Genomic DNA, 15,336 nt, shown 5'->3' with positions numbered 1-15,336 from the left:
GCGGGATCGGATTTCTGACGTTGCCAACGGTCTTTTAAAACATTAAGATTCGTTGTGTGTGCCATAAACAGAACCGACCGTATAGGAGGCATTAGCCCATGGCCCTGACCGAAGCGCAATTGGAAGCGTTCCACGACCGCGGCCTGGTGGTCGTCGAGGACGTGCTGACCGACGCCGACCTGGATCCCGTGATCGACACCATGACGGAGTTTGTCGACCGGCGTGCGCGGGATCTGCTCGCCGAGGGCAAGATCACCGACCTTTACGAGGATGAACCCTTCCTGACGCGCTACGCTCGTTTGTTCGCCCAGAGCGCCGAGATCGGAAGCGGTCTGGACATCTACGATCTGCGGGCGAAGCCAGTTTTCGATTTCCTCAGAAACGACAACCTGCTCGACGCCGTGGAGTCCTTCGTCGGACCCGACATCACCTGCTCGCCCATCCAGCACCTGCGGGCCAAGCCGCCGTCTCGGCTGGACGGCAGCCCGTCGTACAACGTGCCCTGGCACCAGGATTCCGGGGTGAGCTGGGCGGAGTCGGACCGGACCCTCGCGCTCACCTGCTGGCTGCCCCTGGTGGACGCCACGGTGGAGCGGGGATGCCTGGAGGTGATCCCGGACGTGATCCACACCGGCCATCTCGACCACGTGTCGGACGCGGGCACGAGCATACAACCGGACCTCATGCCCGAGACCGATGCGGAACCGGCCGAAGTGCGCAAGGGCGGGGTCGTCTTCCTGAGCCAGTATACGCCCCACCGGTCCACGCCGAACCTGACCGAATGGGACGTGCGGTGGAGCCTGGACCTGCGGTACGTGGCCTACGGCGCGCCGACCGGGCGCCCCTTCTTCCCCGATTTCTGCGTGCGGAGCCGCGCCCATCCGGAGCGGGTGCTGACCGATCACCAGGCATGGGCCGACAGCTGGGTCGCTGCCCTGGAAGAGCAGAGCCGTGATCCCAAGCAGGCGCACAGGGTTGCGCAGGAACCCTGAGTGCTTTAAAACCGGGAGACGCACCATGCTTTGAGGCACGACCTCGGGCGCCAGGTTTGGCGTGCTCATTTTCAGTCTGGTCATACCCGGGCTGGGGCAGTTGTACCAGGGCCGCAGGCCCGCCGCGGTCGTGCATTTTGTCCTCGCGGTCCTGCTCTGGCTGTTGGGCTACGGCTGGATCGTGCATCTGTATTCGGCTGTCGAGGCGACATGGCAGCATCCTGACGGCTCGCGGTGCGACACGTAACCCCCGTGTTCCGTGATTTGGCGGCAGCAACGGTACGGGCTGGCCAGCCCGGACCAGACCAGCCCGCCGGACTCTGGGTACGGAGAACCAAATTCAACAGGAAAGAGGTAAATCCATGAGCTTCGGTGACGGAGCCTACACGTACGAGGTGCAGGAAAACTGGTGGACCCTGCCCGAGGGATGGTCCTTCGGCTGGATCACCGGCGTGGCGTGCGATTCCCGGGACAACGTGTACGTCTATTCCCGCAGCGAGCATCCCCTGGTCGTATTTGACCGGGACGGCCGGTTCGTCAAGACCATTGGTGACGGCATCCTGAAGAACGCCCACGGCATCTACATCGACGGCGAGGACAACATATTTCTGGTCGACTGGCTGGACCACTGCGTCCGAAAGTTCGACCGGGACGGCAACCAGGTGCTGGTAATCGGCACGCCCGGCGTTCCGAGCGCAAACGACGGCGGTCCATTCCGCAAGCCGACGGAAGCGGTTGTCGCGCCTAACGGCGATATCTACGTGTCCGACGGCTACGACAACGCCCGGGTGCACCGTTACGACGCCGAGGGGAATCACATCCACTCCTGGGGCGGCTGGGGGGACGGCCCTTCCCAGTTCGCGCTGAGCCACTGCGTCCGCATCGACCGCTATGACCGGCTCTGGGTGTGCGACCGCGAAAACCAGCGTATCCAGCTTTTCGACCTTGAAGGCGATTTCATCGAGGAACGCCACGTTCCTGGCAAGCCCGATACGGTCTACTTCGATCCGGTGGAAGACATCGCTTACGTGGCCGAACTGGAACAACAGGTGGGTATCTACACCCTGGACGGGGAGCTGGTCAGCAGCTGGGGCGGCGGACGGCGGAGCGCCCGGCCCGGCGAGTTCGCCGGCTGCCCTCACGGCATCTGGATGGACTCCCGAGGCGATCTCTACGTCGGCGAAGTGCAGGCCGATGCCAGGTTGCAGAAGTTCGTGCGGACGCGCTGATCCGGTCTGATCCTATCTGTTAAGCGGAGCCGCTGATCCGGCCTGTTAAGCGGAGTCGCTGATCCGGTCTGTGCGATGACAGTCAGGGAGCCGGTTTCTGCCCGGGCGAATTCCCAGGCGAAATCCCGAGGTGTCCTTCCACGCGGGAAACGCGGGTGTTGAGATTCCTCATTTCCCCCCGGATCGACTCGAATCCCTGCCGCATCTCCAAACGAAGGTCCCTGCCCGACTGGCCGAAACAGGTCAACAGGCCAAGCGCGAAAATACCGACCGCCGATATGGCCTGCAGGCCCAGGATCAGGTTTTGTCTTGCCATTCCAAACGCACCTCACTTTCTCCTTGATTTAATCTGTTTTCGCCTCGACATTAGCAGTTCGTTTCAAACTCACAGCATACGAGATCCATGCGCATCATCGACCCCCATACCCACGTCTGGGTCAACGACCCCGTCTTTCCCTGGCCCGCGGAAAACGACGCCCCGCCCGCCGAGGACCGGACGGTCGAAATGCTCCTGGCCCTGATGGACCGGCACGGCGTGGAAAAAACCGTCCTGGTACAGTACATCGGCTACCGTTGGGACAATGCGTACGTATCCCACGTTCTGCGCACGTACCCGGACAAGTTTGCCGGGGTCTGCCGCGTCAACCCCGAAGACCCCGCCGCGCCGGACCACCTCAGCCGTTGGGTGGAGGAGCACGGTTTCCAGGGCGTGCGGCTGAGCCCCTCCGAAGGGCCGGCGGGCGACTGGTTCCGCGGTCCCCTCATGCCGCCAATCTTCCAACGCGCCGAGGAGCTCAGGGTCCCCCTGCTCATGCTCACGCGGCCGGGCCGCCTGCCCGACCTGGCCGGCCTGCTGGACCGGTTTCCCGGCCTCGACGTCGTCGTGGATCACATGGCTGACGCGCATCCAGACCGGCCGGACGAAATGCAGGCCGTCCTCGACCTGGCCCGGTACCCCCGGGTCTACGTGAAGATCAGCCATACCTGGTCCATTTCGAATCAGGGCTATCCCTGGCCCGATACCCACGCCATGGTCAAGGCCGTGTACCAGGCCTTCGGAGGGCGCCGCATCATGTGGGGCACCGACTGGCCCGTCTGCCTGGCGAACGCCGAGTACGGCCAGACCCTGTCGGTCGTCCGCGACGAAATGACGTTCATCGCGCCGGAAGACATGCCCCGCGTGCTGGGCGGCACGGCCCTGGACCTGTGGACTTTCGACGACCCCAAGGCCTGAAGTAGTCCTCCGGCCTGGACTGCGCCACCGGACGCACACGGGAAGGTCGGGAGTGTGACCTTATAGGATTGGTCGGAATCTAGCCGGATAACTCGTAGAAAAAGTTGAATCGCAAAGGAGCAACCATGGAAATCCTGATTACCGGCGCCGCCAGCCGGCTGGGCCGGGCCGTCGCCGAAGCCCTGAAGGGCCACCGGCTCTGTCTCGTGGACGAATCGCCCGTCGAATTGCCGGCGGGGACCGGGGGCGAAACGCGCGGCCAATCGCCCGGAGACACCGTCGAGGGCAGCCTGCTCGACCAGGACTTCGTCTGGCGGGCGGTCCGGGGCATGGACGCCATCGTCCATACGGGCGAGCCGCCCCGGGACCTGCCCGAATCCGAGGTGGAGCGCGAGAAGCATCTCCTGGAGCTGGCCACGCGGGGCACGCACCAGCTCTTCAAGGCCGGCGTCGAGGCCGGCGTCAAGCGTTTCGTCTACGGCGGGACGCTCGACCTCTTCCGGCCTTATCCGGACGACGTGTATATCGGCGAGTTGTGGAAGCCGCTGCCCGAGCCCGATATGCCCGCCATGTCCCGCTACCTGGGCGAGCACACCGCCCGGGAGTTCGCCCGGGACTACATGGTGACGGTGACGGGCCTTCGGCTGGGGACCCTGGTCAGCGAAGAGGAGGTGGCCGGCCAGGCGCCCGACCTGCTGTGGCTGGACTACCGGGACGCGGCCCAGGCCTTCCGGCTGGCCCTGGAGCGGGACGCGTCGGACCAGGTCTGGTGGACGAGCCGGTACGCCCTGTATCACATCTGCGCCGACCTGGAAAACCCGAAGTACCTCATCAACCAGGCCCGCGATCTCGGCTACGCGCCGGTCCACAACTTCGCCGCGAACTGGCGGGACTAAAGGAGAGGTATGATGTTCATTCCTGGAATCGACGCGAACTGCGGACCTCGGCGCTCCCCGGTAATCGGATCGAGGTGTCATTCATGAAGAAGGTCCTGCTGCTCGGGGCGTCCGGACTCATCGCGCCCCACATCATTCCCGCGCTCGAAAAGGACTACGATCTGCGGCTGGCCGACATCAAGGACCACCCGGACGGCAAACCCGTCCTCACTGTGGACGTCCGCGAATACGGCCAGGTACGCGAGGCCATGGAGGGCGTGGACGCGGTCATGAACTTCACGGTCCTGCGCCACGACGACACGCTAAGCTTCCAGGTCAATACCATCGGGGCCTGGAACGTGATGAAGGCGGCCGCCGACGCCGGGATCAGGAAGGTGATCCACACCGGTCCGGCGCAGACGCTCCTCGCATACGTTCACGACACGGCCGTCCCGGTCGACGCGCCCGACGCGCCGTCCAGCGACTATTACTTCATCACCAAGCACATGAGCAACGAGATCGTCCGGAGCTTTGCCCGGCACCACGAGATCCACACGGTCTGCTACCTGTTCCAGGGCCTGGCGCCCCGGCCGACGGAGCACACCGGCAAAAACTCGACCCGGGGCTTCCTCATCATCCACGACGATCTCGCCGTGGCCTGTCGCCAGGGCCTCGAACTCCCCGCGGTGCCCGGTTTTTACCAGGCCTTCAACCTGCACAGTCACTACGGCCCGGGGCAATACAGTCTCGAGAAGGCCGAACGCATCCTGGGCTACGCCCCGCAGGAGGAATGGTGGAAGTGGCAGCGGAGGCCGGTGGGGTAGCTGGAGGTCAGTCCAAGAAGATTATGAGCGTAATGGTGACCTGGAGACCAATCATAGCAAGCACACAGGTAAGCAGGGTTTTTCTCCACCAACGGGCATCGCTCTTCATGTCCTTCAACTGGTCGGCGTTGTATTCCATGAGTTCCCGCATGCTGTCGTCCGATGTTTCCAGGCCGGACAAACGGCTTTTAACGTTTTGGTCCTTGAAGTACACTTCCTCCATCAGTTCTTCGGTGTCTCTTTGAGTTTTGTGGTTATTCATCTTTGAGTTCTGCTCCTGTCGGTGTATGCATGGCATCGCTGACGTGAACCTTTATACTCTGTTGTACCCGGGTCATATATATAATTAGTTGAAATAACGTTAACAATCTCGTTGGTTTTTTAAAGTAAGACGACTGTAATCGATTGCAGTCGGGATAGCGAACTCATACCAGGACCATTTCAGCCCATCAAGGAGAATCACCCAATGTCCAGTAACGCCCGGACCGTACGCGTTTTCGTCGGCACCTACACACAGACCACCAGCAAGGGCATCTACGTATACGACGTCGATACCGACACCGGCGTCATGGAGTACGTCAGTCACGTGGGGGGGATCACGAACCCGTCGTTTCTGGTCCTGACACCGGACGCCCGCTTTCTCTACGCGGTGGGCGAGACGGGCGATCCCCACGGCGGTGTCTTCGCCTACGCCGTGGATGCGTCCGGCACGCTCACGCCCCTGAACAGCCAGTCGTCCGGCGGCGCCGGTCCCTGTTCCATCGACGTGCACCGGAGCGGCCAGGCCGTGCTCGTCGCCAACTACGGCGGCGGGTCCGTGTCCTCCTTTCCCGTGAACGACGACGGCTCCCTGGGCGAGGCGGCGTCGGTCATCCAGCACACCGGTTCGAGCGTCGACCAGAGCCGTCAGCAGGAACCCCACGCCCACATGATCCGCCACGACCTGGACTACAACTTCGTCTTTTCGCCGGACCTCGGGACCGACAAGGTGATGATCTACGCCCTTGATCCGGATACGGCGGTCTTGACGCCCCATGGCGAGGCCTCGGTGCCGCCCGGATCCGGGCCCCGGCACATCGAGTTCCATCCCAATCGCCGGTTCGCCTACGTGATCAACGAGATGGGGAACACGATCACGACCTTCGCCTACGACGGGTCGGCCGGCACGCTCACCGCATTGGAAACGGTGACGACGCTGCCCGACGACTACGGCGAGGTCAGCCACACGGCGGACATCCACATCACCGACGACGGCCGGTACCTCTACGGCTCCAACCGGGGGCACGACAGCCTCGCCATGTACGCCGTGGACGCGGAGTCGGGCCGCCTGACCCTCCTCGGCATCGTGCCCACGGGCGGCGAGAACCCGCGCAATTTCGGGATCGATCCGACCGGGAGCTTCGTCCTCTGCGGCAACCAGAGTTCGGATACGGTCACCTATCACCGTCTCGACCCGGATACGGGTCTTCTCCATCTCTCGGGCGTCGTGGCTGATATCCCCATGGCGGTGTGCCTGAAGATGATCCTGGTGGACTGATTCCGGCCCATGTGCACGCAACAAGACCAGGCCTGGCGGAAGTTCGTCGACCGTTTGCGGCGCGAGCCCATGCCCTTCGAGGATCACCTGGCGGCCTTCAAGCGCATATTCGAAGGACGACGCCCGGAGGACGGACCGCCCGTGGCCTGGGCGCCCGACGATGCGACCGTCCGCCGGTCGAACCTTCAGTCCGGCATGGCGGCCGTGGGTATTGGCCGCTACGACGATTTCCATGCCTGGTCAGTCCGCGACCCCGCCGCCTTCTGGACCCACACCCTCAAGAGGCTCGGCATCGTTTTCACGAGACCGCCGGACGACATCCTCGACCTGACCGGGGGCGTCCGCGATCCCCGGTGGCTGCCGGGCGCGGAACTCAACATCGTCGACAGCTGCTTCACCACCGATCCCGATCGTCCCGCGGCCATCACGCCAGGTCCGGACGGCCGGTCGCTCTGCACGACGACCTACGGCGAACTCGAACGCCTCGTCAACCGCGCCGCCAAGGGCCTGCGCGAGCGGGACCTGGCGCCCGGCCAGGCCATCGCGCTCTACATGCCCCTGAACCTGGAATGCGTGACCGCCTACCTGGCCATCATCCGCGCGGGTTCACGGGTCGTCTCCATCGCCGACAGCTTCCCGGCGGCGGAGGTGCGCCGCCGCATGGCCATTGCCGGCGCCCGCTGCATCGTCACCATGGACCGCTACGTCCGCGCGGGCAAAACCATACCGCTCTACGACACGGTGGTCGAGGCGGGTGCGTCCACGGTCATCGTCGTGCCGTCGGCCGGCGACGCGTCCATGGACGATGTCCCGTCGCCGGGCGCCGACCCTGCCGCGTCCGCATCAAACGCGCCCCGGCTCCGCCCCGGCGACATCGTCTGGCCCGATCTCCTGTCCGGCGACGACGCCTTCGAATCCGTGACCGGCGACCCGTACCGTACGACCAACATCCTGTTCTCGTCGGGGACCACCGGCGAGCCGAAGGCCATCGCCTGGAACCACCTGACGCCCGTCAAGAGCGCCATGGACGGATACTATCACCAGGATATTCACGGTGACGACGTGACGGCCTGGCCGACCAACATCGGATGGATGATGGGGCCGTGGCTCATCTACGCCACCCTGGTCAACGGCGCGTGCATGGCCCTGTACCCCGGTGCGACGAATCCCCCGGATTACCCGCGTTTCATCGGCCGCGCCGGGGTCACCATGCTGGGCGTCATCCCCTCCCTGGTACGGGGCTGGAGGCACAGCGGCGCGACCGACGGTGCCGACTGGCCGTTCATCCGCGTCTTCAGCTCCACGGGCGAACCCGCCAGTCGAAACGACTACCTGTGGCTCATGAGCCGCGCCGGGTACCGGGCGCCCGTGATCGAATACCTCGGCGGCACGGAAATCGGCGGCGGCCACCTGGCCTGCACGGTCCTTCAGCCCTGCTCGCCCGCGGCATTCACCACGGCGAACCTCGGCGTGGATTTCGTCATCCTGGACGAGACCGGCGCGGAAGTCCGGGAGGGGGAAACCGGCGAACTCTTCCTCGTGCCGCCCGCCCTGGGCATGTCGCAACGGCTGCTCAACGGGGACCACGACGAAGTATATTACGAGGGCTGTCCGGCCGGACCGGAAGGCAAGGTCCTGCGCCGGCACGGGGACAACATCCAGCGGCTTCACCGCGGCTGTTACCGCGCCCAGGGACGGGCGGACGACGGGATGAACCTGGGCGGTATCAAGGTCGGCCCCCTGGAACTGGAACGGGTCGTGGACGGACACCCCGCCGTCTACGAGAGCGCGGCCGTGGCGGTGCAGCCCGAGGGAGAAGGAGCGGAAAGGCTGGTCGTCCACATCGTCCTTGAAGGAGGATACGGCGCTGCCGATCCCGATTCCCTAAAAACGGAACTCCAGGCCCTGGTTTCCTCCAGGCTGAATCCACTGTTCAAAATCTACCGGGTCGTCATGGTGGACGAACTCCCCCATACCGCTTCAGGCAAGCTGGTCCGCCGTACACTGAGAGACCGGATGAGGCCCGGCAGTTAAGTTCTTGTCGCTCCGCGCCGCTTCGCGGATCAGTTTCCTGGCACTCACTCCCGCCCCAGCGTCAACGCCCTGACTTCCCCTTCCACGCGGCCAAGCCTTGTGTTCATGTCGTGTATATCCGCCCTGATATCAGCGTGCTCTTCCTGCATCTCCTCCCTGATCGCCTTGAATCCCTCCTGCACTTCGCTCCTGAACGAGCGCATTTCAGCTCTGACCGCCTTGAATTCCTCCTGCATTTCCGCCCTGAACGCCTGCATTTCTGTCCTGAATGACCGGAATTCCTCTCGCATTTCGATGCGCAACTCACTGGTGGATTGCCCTATCCAGGTGATGACGGCGATCACAAGTATACCGACGGCAGCCAGCGCCTGGATGAATACGATCAGTTTCCGGTACATCCTGTTCCCCGTTATCGTTTCGCGCTCATGATTCATTACTGTTGAAGACATTGGACCACATCCGATTCATCGTTTCCCTTTCGACCTGTCAGATAGTATCAGTCGAAGTCCATTCCGAATTCTCGTACTTTTTTTACTTTAGTCGAGGTTCCGCACGGGTTATCCCACGCAGAAGCCGCTTTTTTGCTCGATAGAATCACTAAATGGGAATTGCGTAAAACGCTGCTTCCAGTGTTAATTGTGCTATTGGCTCTTCTTTTCGCCGTTTTGAGATGGGTCGGACCCTGACATCTTGAGCAAGCAGCGCGGTCAGGAATGCATCCTGAGTACGACTGACCGCTCCACCCCCGAAAGGCACCCCACATGACCCTCAAGCGCGTCGCCATCGTCGCCGGCGGCCGGACGCCCTTCATCAAGTCGGGAAAGGCCTTTGCCGAGCTCGATTCCCTGGCCATGGCCCAGCACGCCGTGCGCGGCATGCTGGACCGGAGCGGGATCGACCCGGAGCTGATCGAATCCGTCGTCTTCGGCACGATGACGCCCGACCCGCTGAAGCCCAACCTGGCCCGGGAACTCGTCTTCGAGGCCGGCCTGCCGATCCGCGCCGAGGCCCATACCGTGGCCTCCTACTGCATCACCGGGCTGCGGGCGGCCACGGTCGTCGCCGACGCCATCGCCGGCGGACGCATCGACGTGGGCCTGGCCGGCGGGGTCGATTCGCTGACCCGCGCCTCCATGGACCTCTTCCGCGAGCCGTCCACGGGCCTGACCATGGGCGAACACATGGAGCTGACCTGCAAGGAGTGGGATATCCCGCGCGAAAGGCAGGACGAGGTGGCCCTGGCCAGCCATCGCAACGCCGTGGCAGCCCGCGACAAACTGGCCGGCGAGATTCATCCGCTGCTGGGGGAGGAAGCCGATTCCGGACCGCGGGCCGACACCTCGCTCGAGGCCCTGTCCGCGCTGAAGCCCGTCTTCGACCCGGAGAACGGGACGCTCACGGCGGGCAACTCGTCGCCCGTGACCGACGGCGCAGCGGCGGTGCTGATGATGAGCGAGGGAAAAGCCGCCGAATGCGGCCTGGAACCGCTGGCATACATCGAGGGCATGGCCTACGCCGCCCACGACCCTTCCGAGGGGCTGCTCATGGCGCCGGCTATCGCCGTGCCCCGGGTCCTCGAAAGCGGCAACGTGTCCCTGGCCGACATGGACCTCGTCGAGATCCACGAGGCCTTCGCGGCCCAGGTCCTGGCCAGCGCGGCCGCGTGGGAGCGGGGCTGGAGGGGCGCGCCGACGGGTCCGGTCGACTGGTCCCGCGTGAACGTCAACGGCAGCTCCATCGCCGTGGGCCATCCCTGGGCGGCCACGGGCACGCGCATCCTGACGACCCTGGCCAACGAGATGCAAAGGCGTGACGCCCGCTACGGTCTGGTCAGCATCTGCGCCGCCGGCGCCATGGCGGGCGCGTTCCTGCTGGCGCGTTAGGAGCCGGGCCAGGAGGCGTTCATGGAAGCGTTGCCCGCGTAGTTGGGGAGATTTATTTGAACAATCTTACAACAATGGCCACTACGCCTATCAGGGTAGGAATTCCCAGGGTAAGAATGACCTTCAGCATGTAGGCTTTGTCAGGTACATGTTTCAACGTCTCTTCCATCTTCACCCCAGCATCTCTGAGATCATCTACTTTCACTGCTGTGTCGTTCGTGGACACTTCCAGCCGGTCGAGCTTGAAATCCCTAAGTCGATTCCCATTACCGCTTCCACTGCTCGAACCGCTGCCTTCTCCAGCAGGTTCGCCTGTTAACTCGCGTTTGGGCAAAGTCATTAGACCACCTCTCTACTCGAGAAACGACTTGACCAGCGGAACGACGACACACGCCAGCACGACGCCAAGTATCCATTTAATCAGTTTAATGTCGCTCCGCATGGAAGACAGTCTCCGCTCGTAGTCCGCGATTTCTTCGGCGGCTTCGCTGGCGGCGGCTTCCGGAGCACCAGCGGCTACGAGTGCGGCGTAGGTTTTGGATAGCATGACCGGCATGATATGATCGATTGATTGAAAATCCTTACCGTCTGTAAACGAAAATATACGGCACGCGTGGCACGCGTTTGGTTTTCGTTGCTACTCATTTGAATCCGAAAAACACCTGCGCGAGTCACTTGCTGCGCGAAGATCTTCCGAACTGGTCCTGGCCTGTCCTTCTTTTCCTTTAGTCGGAAGCCAGGTGTCTCTTCTCGATGTTTTTCTTTTTATTTCGTAATTTGAGATTTCCGCACGGCCTGCCCGTTGCGTTCCGGGCGGAACGCCCGCTACGGCCTGGTCAGCATCTGCGCCGCCGGGGCCATGGCGGCGCAGATGCTGGCGCGTTAACCGCCCTCACTCACCCCCGCTCCGCCGTTCCTGCTCGATCTTCACGTCCGGATGGGCTACGAGGTTGAGCCGGAAGTAAATCCCCTTGTTGATGCCGTTCGGGACCCACCGGAAGGTGAATTCCCAGCAGTGCAGCTGCCGGTACAGGTCCAGGCTGTGGGAGACGATCTTCTTGCGGCGGTAGTCGTAGTTGATCGAGTGCTGGACGCGCCACTTGTCGGTCACGCGGTTGGACAGCCGGAGCGGGTTCGTGATGTCGGCCAGGCCGAACCGGTTCGTGGCCCGGATTTCGTGACTGCTGGTGCTGAATCCATCTTCGGCGTCGGGGCTGCTGCGCCGGATGGAGTAGCGGTGCGAGAGCCGCACCGTCCAGGGGCCCTTCACCTGGGCGAACCGCTGGTCGAACCGGTCGTCGCCGTACCCGCCGTACCCGCCGAAGTCGCTCCCGAATCCGCCGCCTGAAAACCCGCCGCCTGAAAATCCGCCGCCGGAAAAACTGTCGCCGAACGATCCGCCGAACTCGTCGTCCCCGAAGCCCTGGCCGCGCCCGTCCCTGCGGGGCCCCACGAGGTTGAGGGACGTATTGATCGTCATGCGATCCAGCCAGGGCCGCCGGAACGCGTCGGTGTCGGGATCGTAGAAATCGTGGTTCAGCGACAGGTTCAGGTTCAGCCGGCGGCTCGGGATGCGCACGGTGGTCTTGAGGTCCGCAAGCTTCTTCGTATCGGCCTGGAAGTTGTAGGAGGTCGAGGCGTTGACGTACACCAGGTTGTACTTCTTCTCGCGGTTCTCGTGCTCCGTCCTGGCCTGCAGGATGTTCTTCAGGGAGAAACGCATCGACTTCCGGACGCTTCGCCCGCCGGTCTGGGTGAAGGAAATCTGGGGCGTGGCCACGTGACGTATCGCGTTCAGCCGGCCGATCTTCGGCTGGAACAGGCCGTACAGCGTCGTGGTGGCCGACATGCCCACCGAATGGTCTTCCGTCGTTTCGATCTTCTTGTCGGATTCCTCGCCCGTGTCCTGCTCCCAGGTCCGGGTGTACCGGGCCTGCGGACGTATTTTCAGCCAGCCCATGAGCTTCTGCGGCGCGCTCAGGTTGAAGGCGTTGGAAAAGGTCCGGATGGTGTCGTGCCGGTAGAGGTACCGGGTATCCGGGCCCGTATAAGTCGTGTCCCGGCCGAGCCGCACGTTGTTCCTGCGGTTTCGCAGCGAGTTGTTGAACCCGAACAGGATGGAGTGATACCAGCGGTCCTCGATCTTCGTGCGGGGCCGGTCGAAGTCCGGCATGCTGCCCCGCCGGGTCTGCCGCTTGGGCGGCTGTATGATCGGCCGCGTCGCGAACCGGAACCGCAGCGTGGTGGTCGGCCGGCTCGGCCTGCCGGTCGTGCTGGACGTGGACGTGCTCAGGTTGAGGCTGTTCCGCCCGAACTTCTTGTCCACCGAGAAGCTGGAACGCGTGTTGGACCTCAGGCGCCCGGGGTCCGTCCCCCGCGTCGTCGAATGCAGGTACTGCAGCGATTTGGCGAGGGAGGTCTGTCCGCGGATCGTCAGGCCCGGGAGCAGTTCCTGCCGGTGCTGCCCGGCGATATCCCAGCCGGTCGTCTTCCCGCTGAAATCGGTTCGCCAGGAGCCGCTGGCCCTGCCCCGCAGCCGGCGGTCCTGCCGGTACTGGAACCGCGGTTTCAGCAGGAACCCGGTATTGGCCTCGACGTCCCCGGTGACCTTCAGGTCGAAGTACTCGTTCGTTGCGCAGGTACCGGCCCTCCTCCACGCCGCTGCCGTAGTTCGGTACCGTAAGGCCGGAGTGCCGGCCGCTCTTCACCGAGAAGACGTATACGGGGAGATAGAAGACCGGTATGCCGAATATGTACGCCGTCGCGTGCCGGACGACCGCCTTGTCGTCGGGGACGACCTTCGCTTCGCCCAATCTGAGATAGTAGTGCAGGTGGTTCGGGTTGTCGCAGGTGGTGTAGGTGCCCTCCTCGATTTCGAAGGTCCGGTCGGCGTTGAGCCGGATGAGTTCGCCGTTGAAGAACCCCTCCTCGTACTGGGTGCGGCCCTTCCAGATCTGTCCCTCGCCCGTCTTCATGTCGTACTGCATGCGATCGCCCACCACGACGTTCATGTCGTCCTGCAGCCGCGGGTAGGTGTTGGTCTCGGGATCGATGTCCGGCGAAGGGGGCAGGAAGTCCGCGGTCAGCAGCTCGTTATAGGTGTGATATCTCAACCGGCCGGCCGTCAGCTCGACGTCGCCGTATTGCAGCTCGGCGCTTCCGATCATCTCCAGCGTGCTGTCGCTGAATACGTATTCGATGGAGTTTGCGTTGTAATCGATCACCGGCAGATCCGTCGTATCGGCCGTGGCGCCGGCCCCGCTCTCGCTCCCTCTGCCGCCGGAAGGGATCTGCGCGAGGGACGACCCGGGGAGGTACAGGCATGCCAGCGACAGAAAGACCGCCAGGAGCCGCATAGGCAGGAACCGCATGCGCGGCACTCGCATAGGAAGCAGCCGCATGGCCAGGAGCCGCGTGGCACCGGTCAACCGGCATTTATCTTTACATTTATTATAAAGAATATGAATAATATGCCTCGTTCTTACGAAATTGTGTTGACCCGGTGTCGCGGGACCGTTTTAAATTCGATGACTCGGGACCGTTCCTTCGCTTCACTGCGTAATCTAAAAAGAACGGGTTCGCGGCGAAAGCGTTTCGTTTCATCTCCGGTCAGGGCGGAAGCCCGGTGGATAAAAGAATTTCCAAAGAAAATCTATTGACATGCCGGGCGGCCGGCACTATACTTGCAATTAGTATGGACTTTTCGGGCGGAAACCCCGTGGACGCGTGGGCTTCCCCCGGGTACGGCCGGATGCGCCTCCGGCCTCCCAGGTCGACATCATCATACTTCACTATCCGTCTCCGAAGCATGGTCAATGATCCGTCGCCATCCGGGTCGGCCTGTGAAGCCGGTTCTTTGAAAACTTATACGGTCAGTAAGAGTTATGGTTGCAGCAGCGATGTAAAGAATTGTGTTGCAAAGCAGTAAAAAGATTCATTTTTTCCTTGCGTTATCGGAACAAACCATATTATATGGGGTGAAAACCCGTACTTTTTTTGGCGGAGGAGAGATGGCAAGAGTCGTATTTCTTTTGATTGCCACGCTTGTAAGCCATGACGCATATGCCCAGTTGGATCTCAATCTCGGCTTGTCCGGCAACAGGTCCTATTCTTGCCTTGCAGATTTCACCGATTCGGAAATTGGGTACGGAGTTCGGGTTGAATTGGCGGGGGATTTGAACGACCGGTTTCAGTTCATCGGCAACTTGTCGCTTGACAGACACAACAAGGATTATTCGTCCCTCCCGGTCATGGCCGGGTTAAGAGTGTCCACCACTTCGGATGACGACATGTTCTGTTTCGTTCAGGCTACGGGAGGAAGTTCCTACAGGGTCATGGGCGAGGGAGACAATGAGACCGCCTGGATAGTGAACGGCGGTATCGGCACGGTGTGGAACAGGCTCGGAGCGATAGTGGAGTACAATATTTCACGCGACAAGTGGAGTTGGGTATCTGTTCGTACATTCATAAGGTTACCACTGGGTTTTTAGTGTCCATGCCAAGACGAGGGCATATGGGAAAGGAGTGCATATAGATTGCATACTTTAGTACAAAAGCAGATTGTAAAGTGCAGTTCTCATCTACGGGAGATACAGATGCATTACTTCATAGTAGTACTGATTGCGTTCGCTCTCAGTATATATGGATGCGAAGGGACGACCGGCCCGGCAGGTCCGCCGGGCGCGCAGGGTGCGGCTGGCGCTCAGGGTGCGGCTGGCCCGGCTGGTG

General features: G+C 62.5%; 16 protein-coding genes and 1 pseudogene. 11 read left to right on the top strand and 6 right to left on the bottom strand.

Going from position 1 to position 15,336, the window contains the following annotated elements:
- Positions 1 to 98 precede the first annotated feature (98 nt).
- From OXG98_10685 to OXG98_10675, 3 genes are all read left to right on the top strand, one after another.
- Positions 99 to 992: a phytanoyl-CoA dioxygenase family protein gene (locus tag OXG98_10685; protein MCY3772469.1), complete on the top strand. Its 894-nt coding sequence runs from the start codon at positions 99 to 101 to the stop codon at positions 990 to 992.
- Between the two features lie 61 nt (positions 993 to 1,053).
- Positions 1,054 to 1,239: a hypothetical protein gene (locus tag OXG98_10680; protein ID MCY3772468.1), complete on the top strand. Its 186-nt coding sequence runs from the start codon at positions 1,054 to 1,056 to the stop codon at positions 1,237 to 1,239.
- A 115-nt stretch (positions 1,240 to 1,354) separates the two neighbouring features.
- Complete coding sequence (locus OXG98_10675) at positions 1,355 to 2,221, top strand: peptidyl-alpha-hydroxyglycine alpha-amidating lyase family protein (GenBank protein ID MCY3772467.1); 867 nt, start codon at positions 1,355 to 1,357, stop codon at positions 2,219 to 2,221.
- An 82-nt stretch (positions 2,222 to 2,303) separates the two neighbouring features.
- On the opposite strand, the gene OXG98_10670 is transcribed toward OXG98_10675, so the two are convergent.
- Positions 2,304 to 2,537 carry a hypothetical protein gene (locus tag OXG98_10670; GenBank protein ID MCY3772466.1) on the bottom strand — a complete coding sequence of 78 codons (234 nt, stop codon included), beginning with the start codon at positions 2,535 to 2,537 and terminating at the stop codon, positions 2,304 to 2,306.
- 87 nt (positions 2,538 to 2,624) lie between these two features.
- Between OXG98_10670 and OXG98_10665 the strand changes: the two genes are divergently transcribed.
- From OXG98_10665 to OXG98_10655, 3 genes are all read left to right on the top strand, one after another.
- Positions 2,625 to 3,455 (top strand): amidohydrolase family protein, encoded by an 831-nt coding sequence (locus tag OXG98_10665; protein ID MCY3772465.1) that lies wholly within the window; start codon positions 2,625 to 2,627, stop codon positions 3,453 to 3,455.
- 125 nt (positions 3,456 to 3,580) lie between these two features.
- Complete coding sequence (locus tag OXG98_10660; protein MCY3772464.1) at positions 3,581 to 4,351, top strand: NAD(P)-dependent oxidoreductase; 771 nt, start codon at positions 3,581 to 3,583, stop codon at positions 4,349 to 4,351.
- 83 nt (positions 4,352 to 4,434) lie between these two features.
- Positions 4,435 to 5,154: an NAD(P)-dependent oxidoreductase gene (locus OXG98_10655; protein ID MCY3772463.1), complete on the top strand. Its 720-nt coding sequence runs from the start codon at positions 4,435 to 4,437 to the stop codon at positions 5,152 to 5,154.
- Between the two features lie 7 nt (positions 5,155 to 5,161).
- Here OXG98_10655 and OXG98_10650 read toward each other — a convergent pair whose 3' ends face one another.
- On the bottom strand, positions 5,162 to 5,416 hold the full coding sequence (locus OXG98_10650) for a hypothetical protein (GenBank protein ID MCY3772462.1): 255 nt from the start codon (positions 5,414 to 5,416) through the stop codon (positions 5,162 to 5,164).
- 204 nt (positions 5,417 to 5,620) lie between these two features.
- On the opposite strand from OXG98_10650, the gene OXG98_10645 reads away from it, so the two are divergent.
- Positions 5,621 to 6,691: a lactonase family protein gene (locus OXG98_10645; GenBank protein ID MCY3772461.1), complete on the top strand. Its 1,071-nt coding sequence runs from the start codon at positions 5,621 to 5,623 to the stop codon at positions 6,689 to 6,691.
- A 9-nt stretch (positions 6,692 to 6,700) separates the two neighbouring features.
- Entirely contained in the window at positions 6,701 to 8,725 is a 2,025-nt protein-coding gene (locus OXG98_10640) for an AMP-binding protein (protein ID MCY3772460.1), read from the top strand.
- Positions 8,726 to 8,769: 44 nt separating this feature from the next.
- Here the strand turns inward: OXG98_10640 and OXG98_10635 are convergent, their stop codons facing one another.
- Complete coding sequence (locus tag OXG98_10635) at positions 8,770 to 9,174, bottom strand: hypothetical protein (GenBank protein ID MCY3772459.1); 405 nt, start codon at positions 9,172 to 9,174, stop codon at positions 8,770 to 8,772.
- 312 nt (positions 9,175 to 9,486) lie between these two features.
- Here OXG98_10635 and OXG98_10630 point away from each other — a divergent pair, with 312 nt between their 5' ends.
- On the top strand, positions 9,487 to 10,608 hold the full coding sequence (locus OXG98_10630) for a thiolase family protein (protein MCY3772458.1): 1,122 nt from the start codon (positions 9,487 to 9,489) through the stop codon (positions 10,606 to 10,608).
- A gap of 52 nt (positions 10,609 to 10,660) precedes the next feature.
- On the opposite strand, the gene OXG98_10625 is transcribed toward OXG98_10630, so the two are convergent.
- The 3 genes and pseudogenes from OXG98_10625 to OXG98_10615 all read right to left on the bottom strand — a co-directional run bounded on the left by OXG98_10625 (position 10,661) and on the right by OXG98_10615 (position 13,231).
- Positions 10,661 to 10,948 (bottom strand): hypothetical protein, encoded by a 288-nt coding sequence (locus tag OXG98_10625; GenBank protein MCY3772457.1) that lies wholly within the window; start codon positions 10,946 to 10,948, stop codon positions 10,661 to 10,663.
- 12 nt (positions 10,949 to 10,960) lie between these two features.
- Positions 10,961 to 11,164: an integrase gene (locus tag OXG98_10620; GenBank protein MCY3772456.1), complete on the bottom strand. Its 204-nt coding sequence runs from the start codon at positions 11,162 to 11,164 to the stop codon at positions 10,961 to 10,963.
- Between the two features lie 336 nt (positions 11,165 to 11,500).
- Positions 11,501 to 13,231: pseudogene (locus OXG98_10615) on the bottom strand (putative LPS assembly protein LptD).
- Positions 13,232 to 13,467: 236 nt separating this feature from the next.
- Between OXG98_10615 and OXG98_10610 the strand changes: the two are divergent.
- Complete coding sequence (locus tag OXG98_10610) at positions 13,468 to 13,641, top strand: hypothetical protein (GenBank protein ID MCY3772455.1); 174 nt, start codon at positions 13,468 to 13,470, stop codon at positions 13,639 to 13,641.
- A gap of 977 nt (positions 13,642 to 14,618) precedes the next feature.
- On the top strand, positions 14,619 to 15,098 hold the full coding sequence (locus OXG98_10605) for a hypothetical protein (protein MCY3772454.1): 480 nt from the start codon (positions 14,619 to 14,621) through the stop codon (positions 15,096 to 15,098).
- Positions 15,099 to 15,336 lie beyond the last annotated feature (238 nt).

This window comes from Gemmatimonadota bacterium, from assembly GCA_026706345.1.
In the GTDB taxonomy this organism is placed as follows: Bacteria; JAAXHH01; JAAXHH01; order JAAXHH01; family JAAXHH01; genus JAAXHH01.
The sequence above is the reverse complement of the archived record's forward strand: the minus strand, read 5'-3'. Positions and strand labels throughout refer to the sequence as shown.

What these genes read in the sequence shown, in the direction of transcription:
- OXG98_10685 (MCY3772469.1), top strand. Translation starts at nt 99, where the DNA reads ATGGCCCTGACCGAAGCGCAATTGGAAGCGTTCCACGACCGCGGCCTG.
- OXG98_10675 (MCY3772467.1), top strand. Translation starts at nt 1,355, where the DNA reads ATGAGCTTCGGTGACGGAGCCTACACGTACGAGGTGCAGGAAAACTGG.
- OXG98_10670 (MCY3772466.1), bottom strand. Translation starts at nt 2,537, where the DNA reads ATGGCAAGACAAAACCTGATCCTGGGCCTGCAGGCCATATCGGCGGTC.
- OXG98_10665 (MCY3772465.1), top strand. Translation starts at nt 2,625, where the DNA reads ATGCGCATCATCGACCCCCATACCCACGTCTGGGTCAACGACCCCGTC.
- OXG98_10660 (MCY3772464.1), top strand. Translation starts at nt 3,581, where the DNA reads ATGGAAATCCTGATTACCGGCGCCGCCAGCCGGCTGGGCCGGGCCGTC.
- OXG98_10655 (MCY3772463.1), top strand. Translation starts at nt 4,435, where the DNA reads ATGAAGAAGGTCCTGCTGCTCGGGGCGTCCGGACTCATCGCGCCCCAC.
- OXG98_10650 (MCY3772462.1), bottom strand. Translation starts at nt 5,416, where the DNA reads ATGAATAACCACAAAACTCAAAGAGACACCGAAGAACTGATGGAGGAA.
- OXG98_10645 (MCY3772461.1), top strand. Translation starts at nt 5,621, where the DNA reads ATGTCCAGTAACGCCCGGACCGTACGCGTTTTCGTCGGCACCTACACA.
- OXG98_10640 (MCY3772460.1), top strand. Translation starts at nt 6,701, where the DNA reads ATGTGCACGCAACAAGACCAGGCCTGGCGGAAGTTCGTCGACCGTTTG.
- OXG98_10635 (MCY3772459.1), bottom strand. Translation starts at nt 9,174, where the DNA reads ATGTCTTCAACAGTAATGAATCATGAGCGCGAAACGATAACGGGGAAC.
- OXG98_10630 (MCY3772458.1), top strand. Translation starts at nt 9,487, where the DNA reads ATGACCCTCAAGCGCGTCGCCATCGTCGCCGGCGGCCGGACGCCCTTC.
- OXG98_10625 (MCY3772457.1), bottom strand. Translation starts at nt 10,948, where the DNA reads ATGACTTTGCCCAAACGCGAGTTAACAGGCGAACCTGCTGGAGAAGGC.
- OXG98_10620 (MCY3772456.1), bottom strand. Translation starts at nt 11,164, where the DNA reads ATGCCGGTCATGCTATCCAAAACCTACGCCGCACTCGTAGCCGCTGGT.
- OXG98_10605 (MCY3772454.1), top strand. Translation starts at nt 14,619, where the DNA reads ATGGCAAGAGTCGTATTTCTTTTGATTGCCACGCTTGTAAGCCATGAC.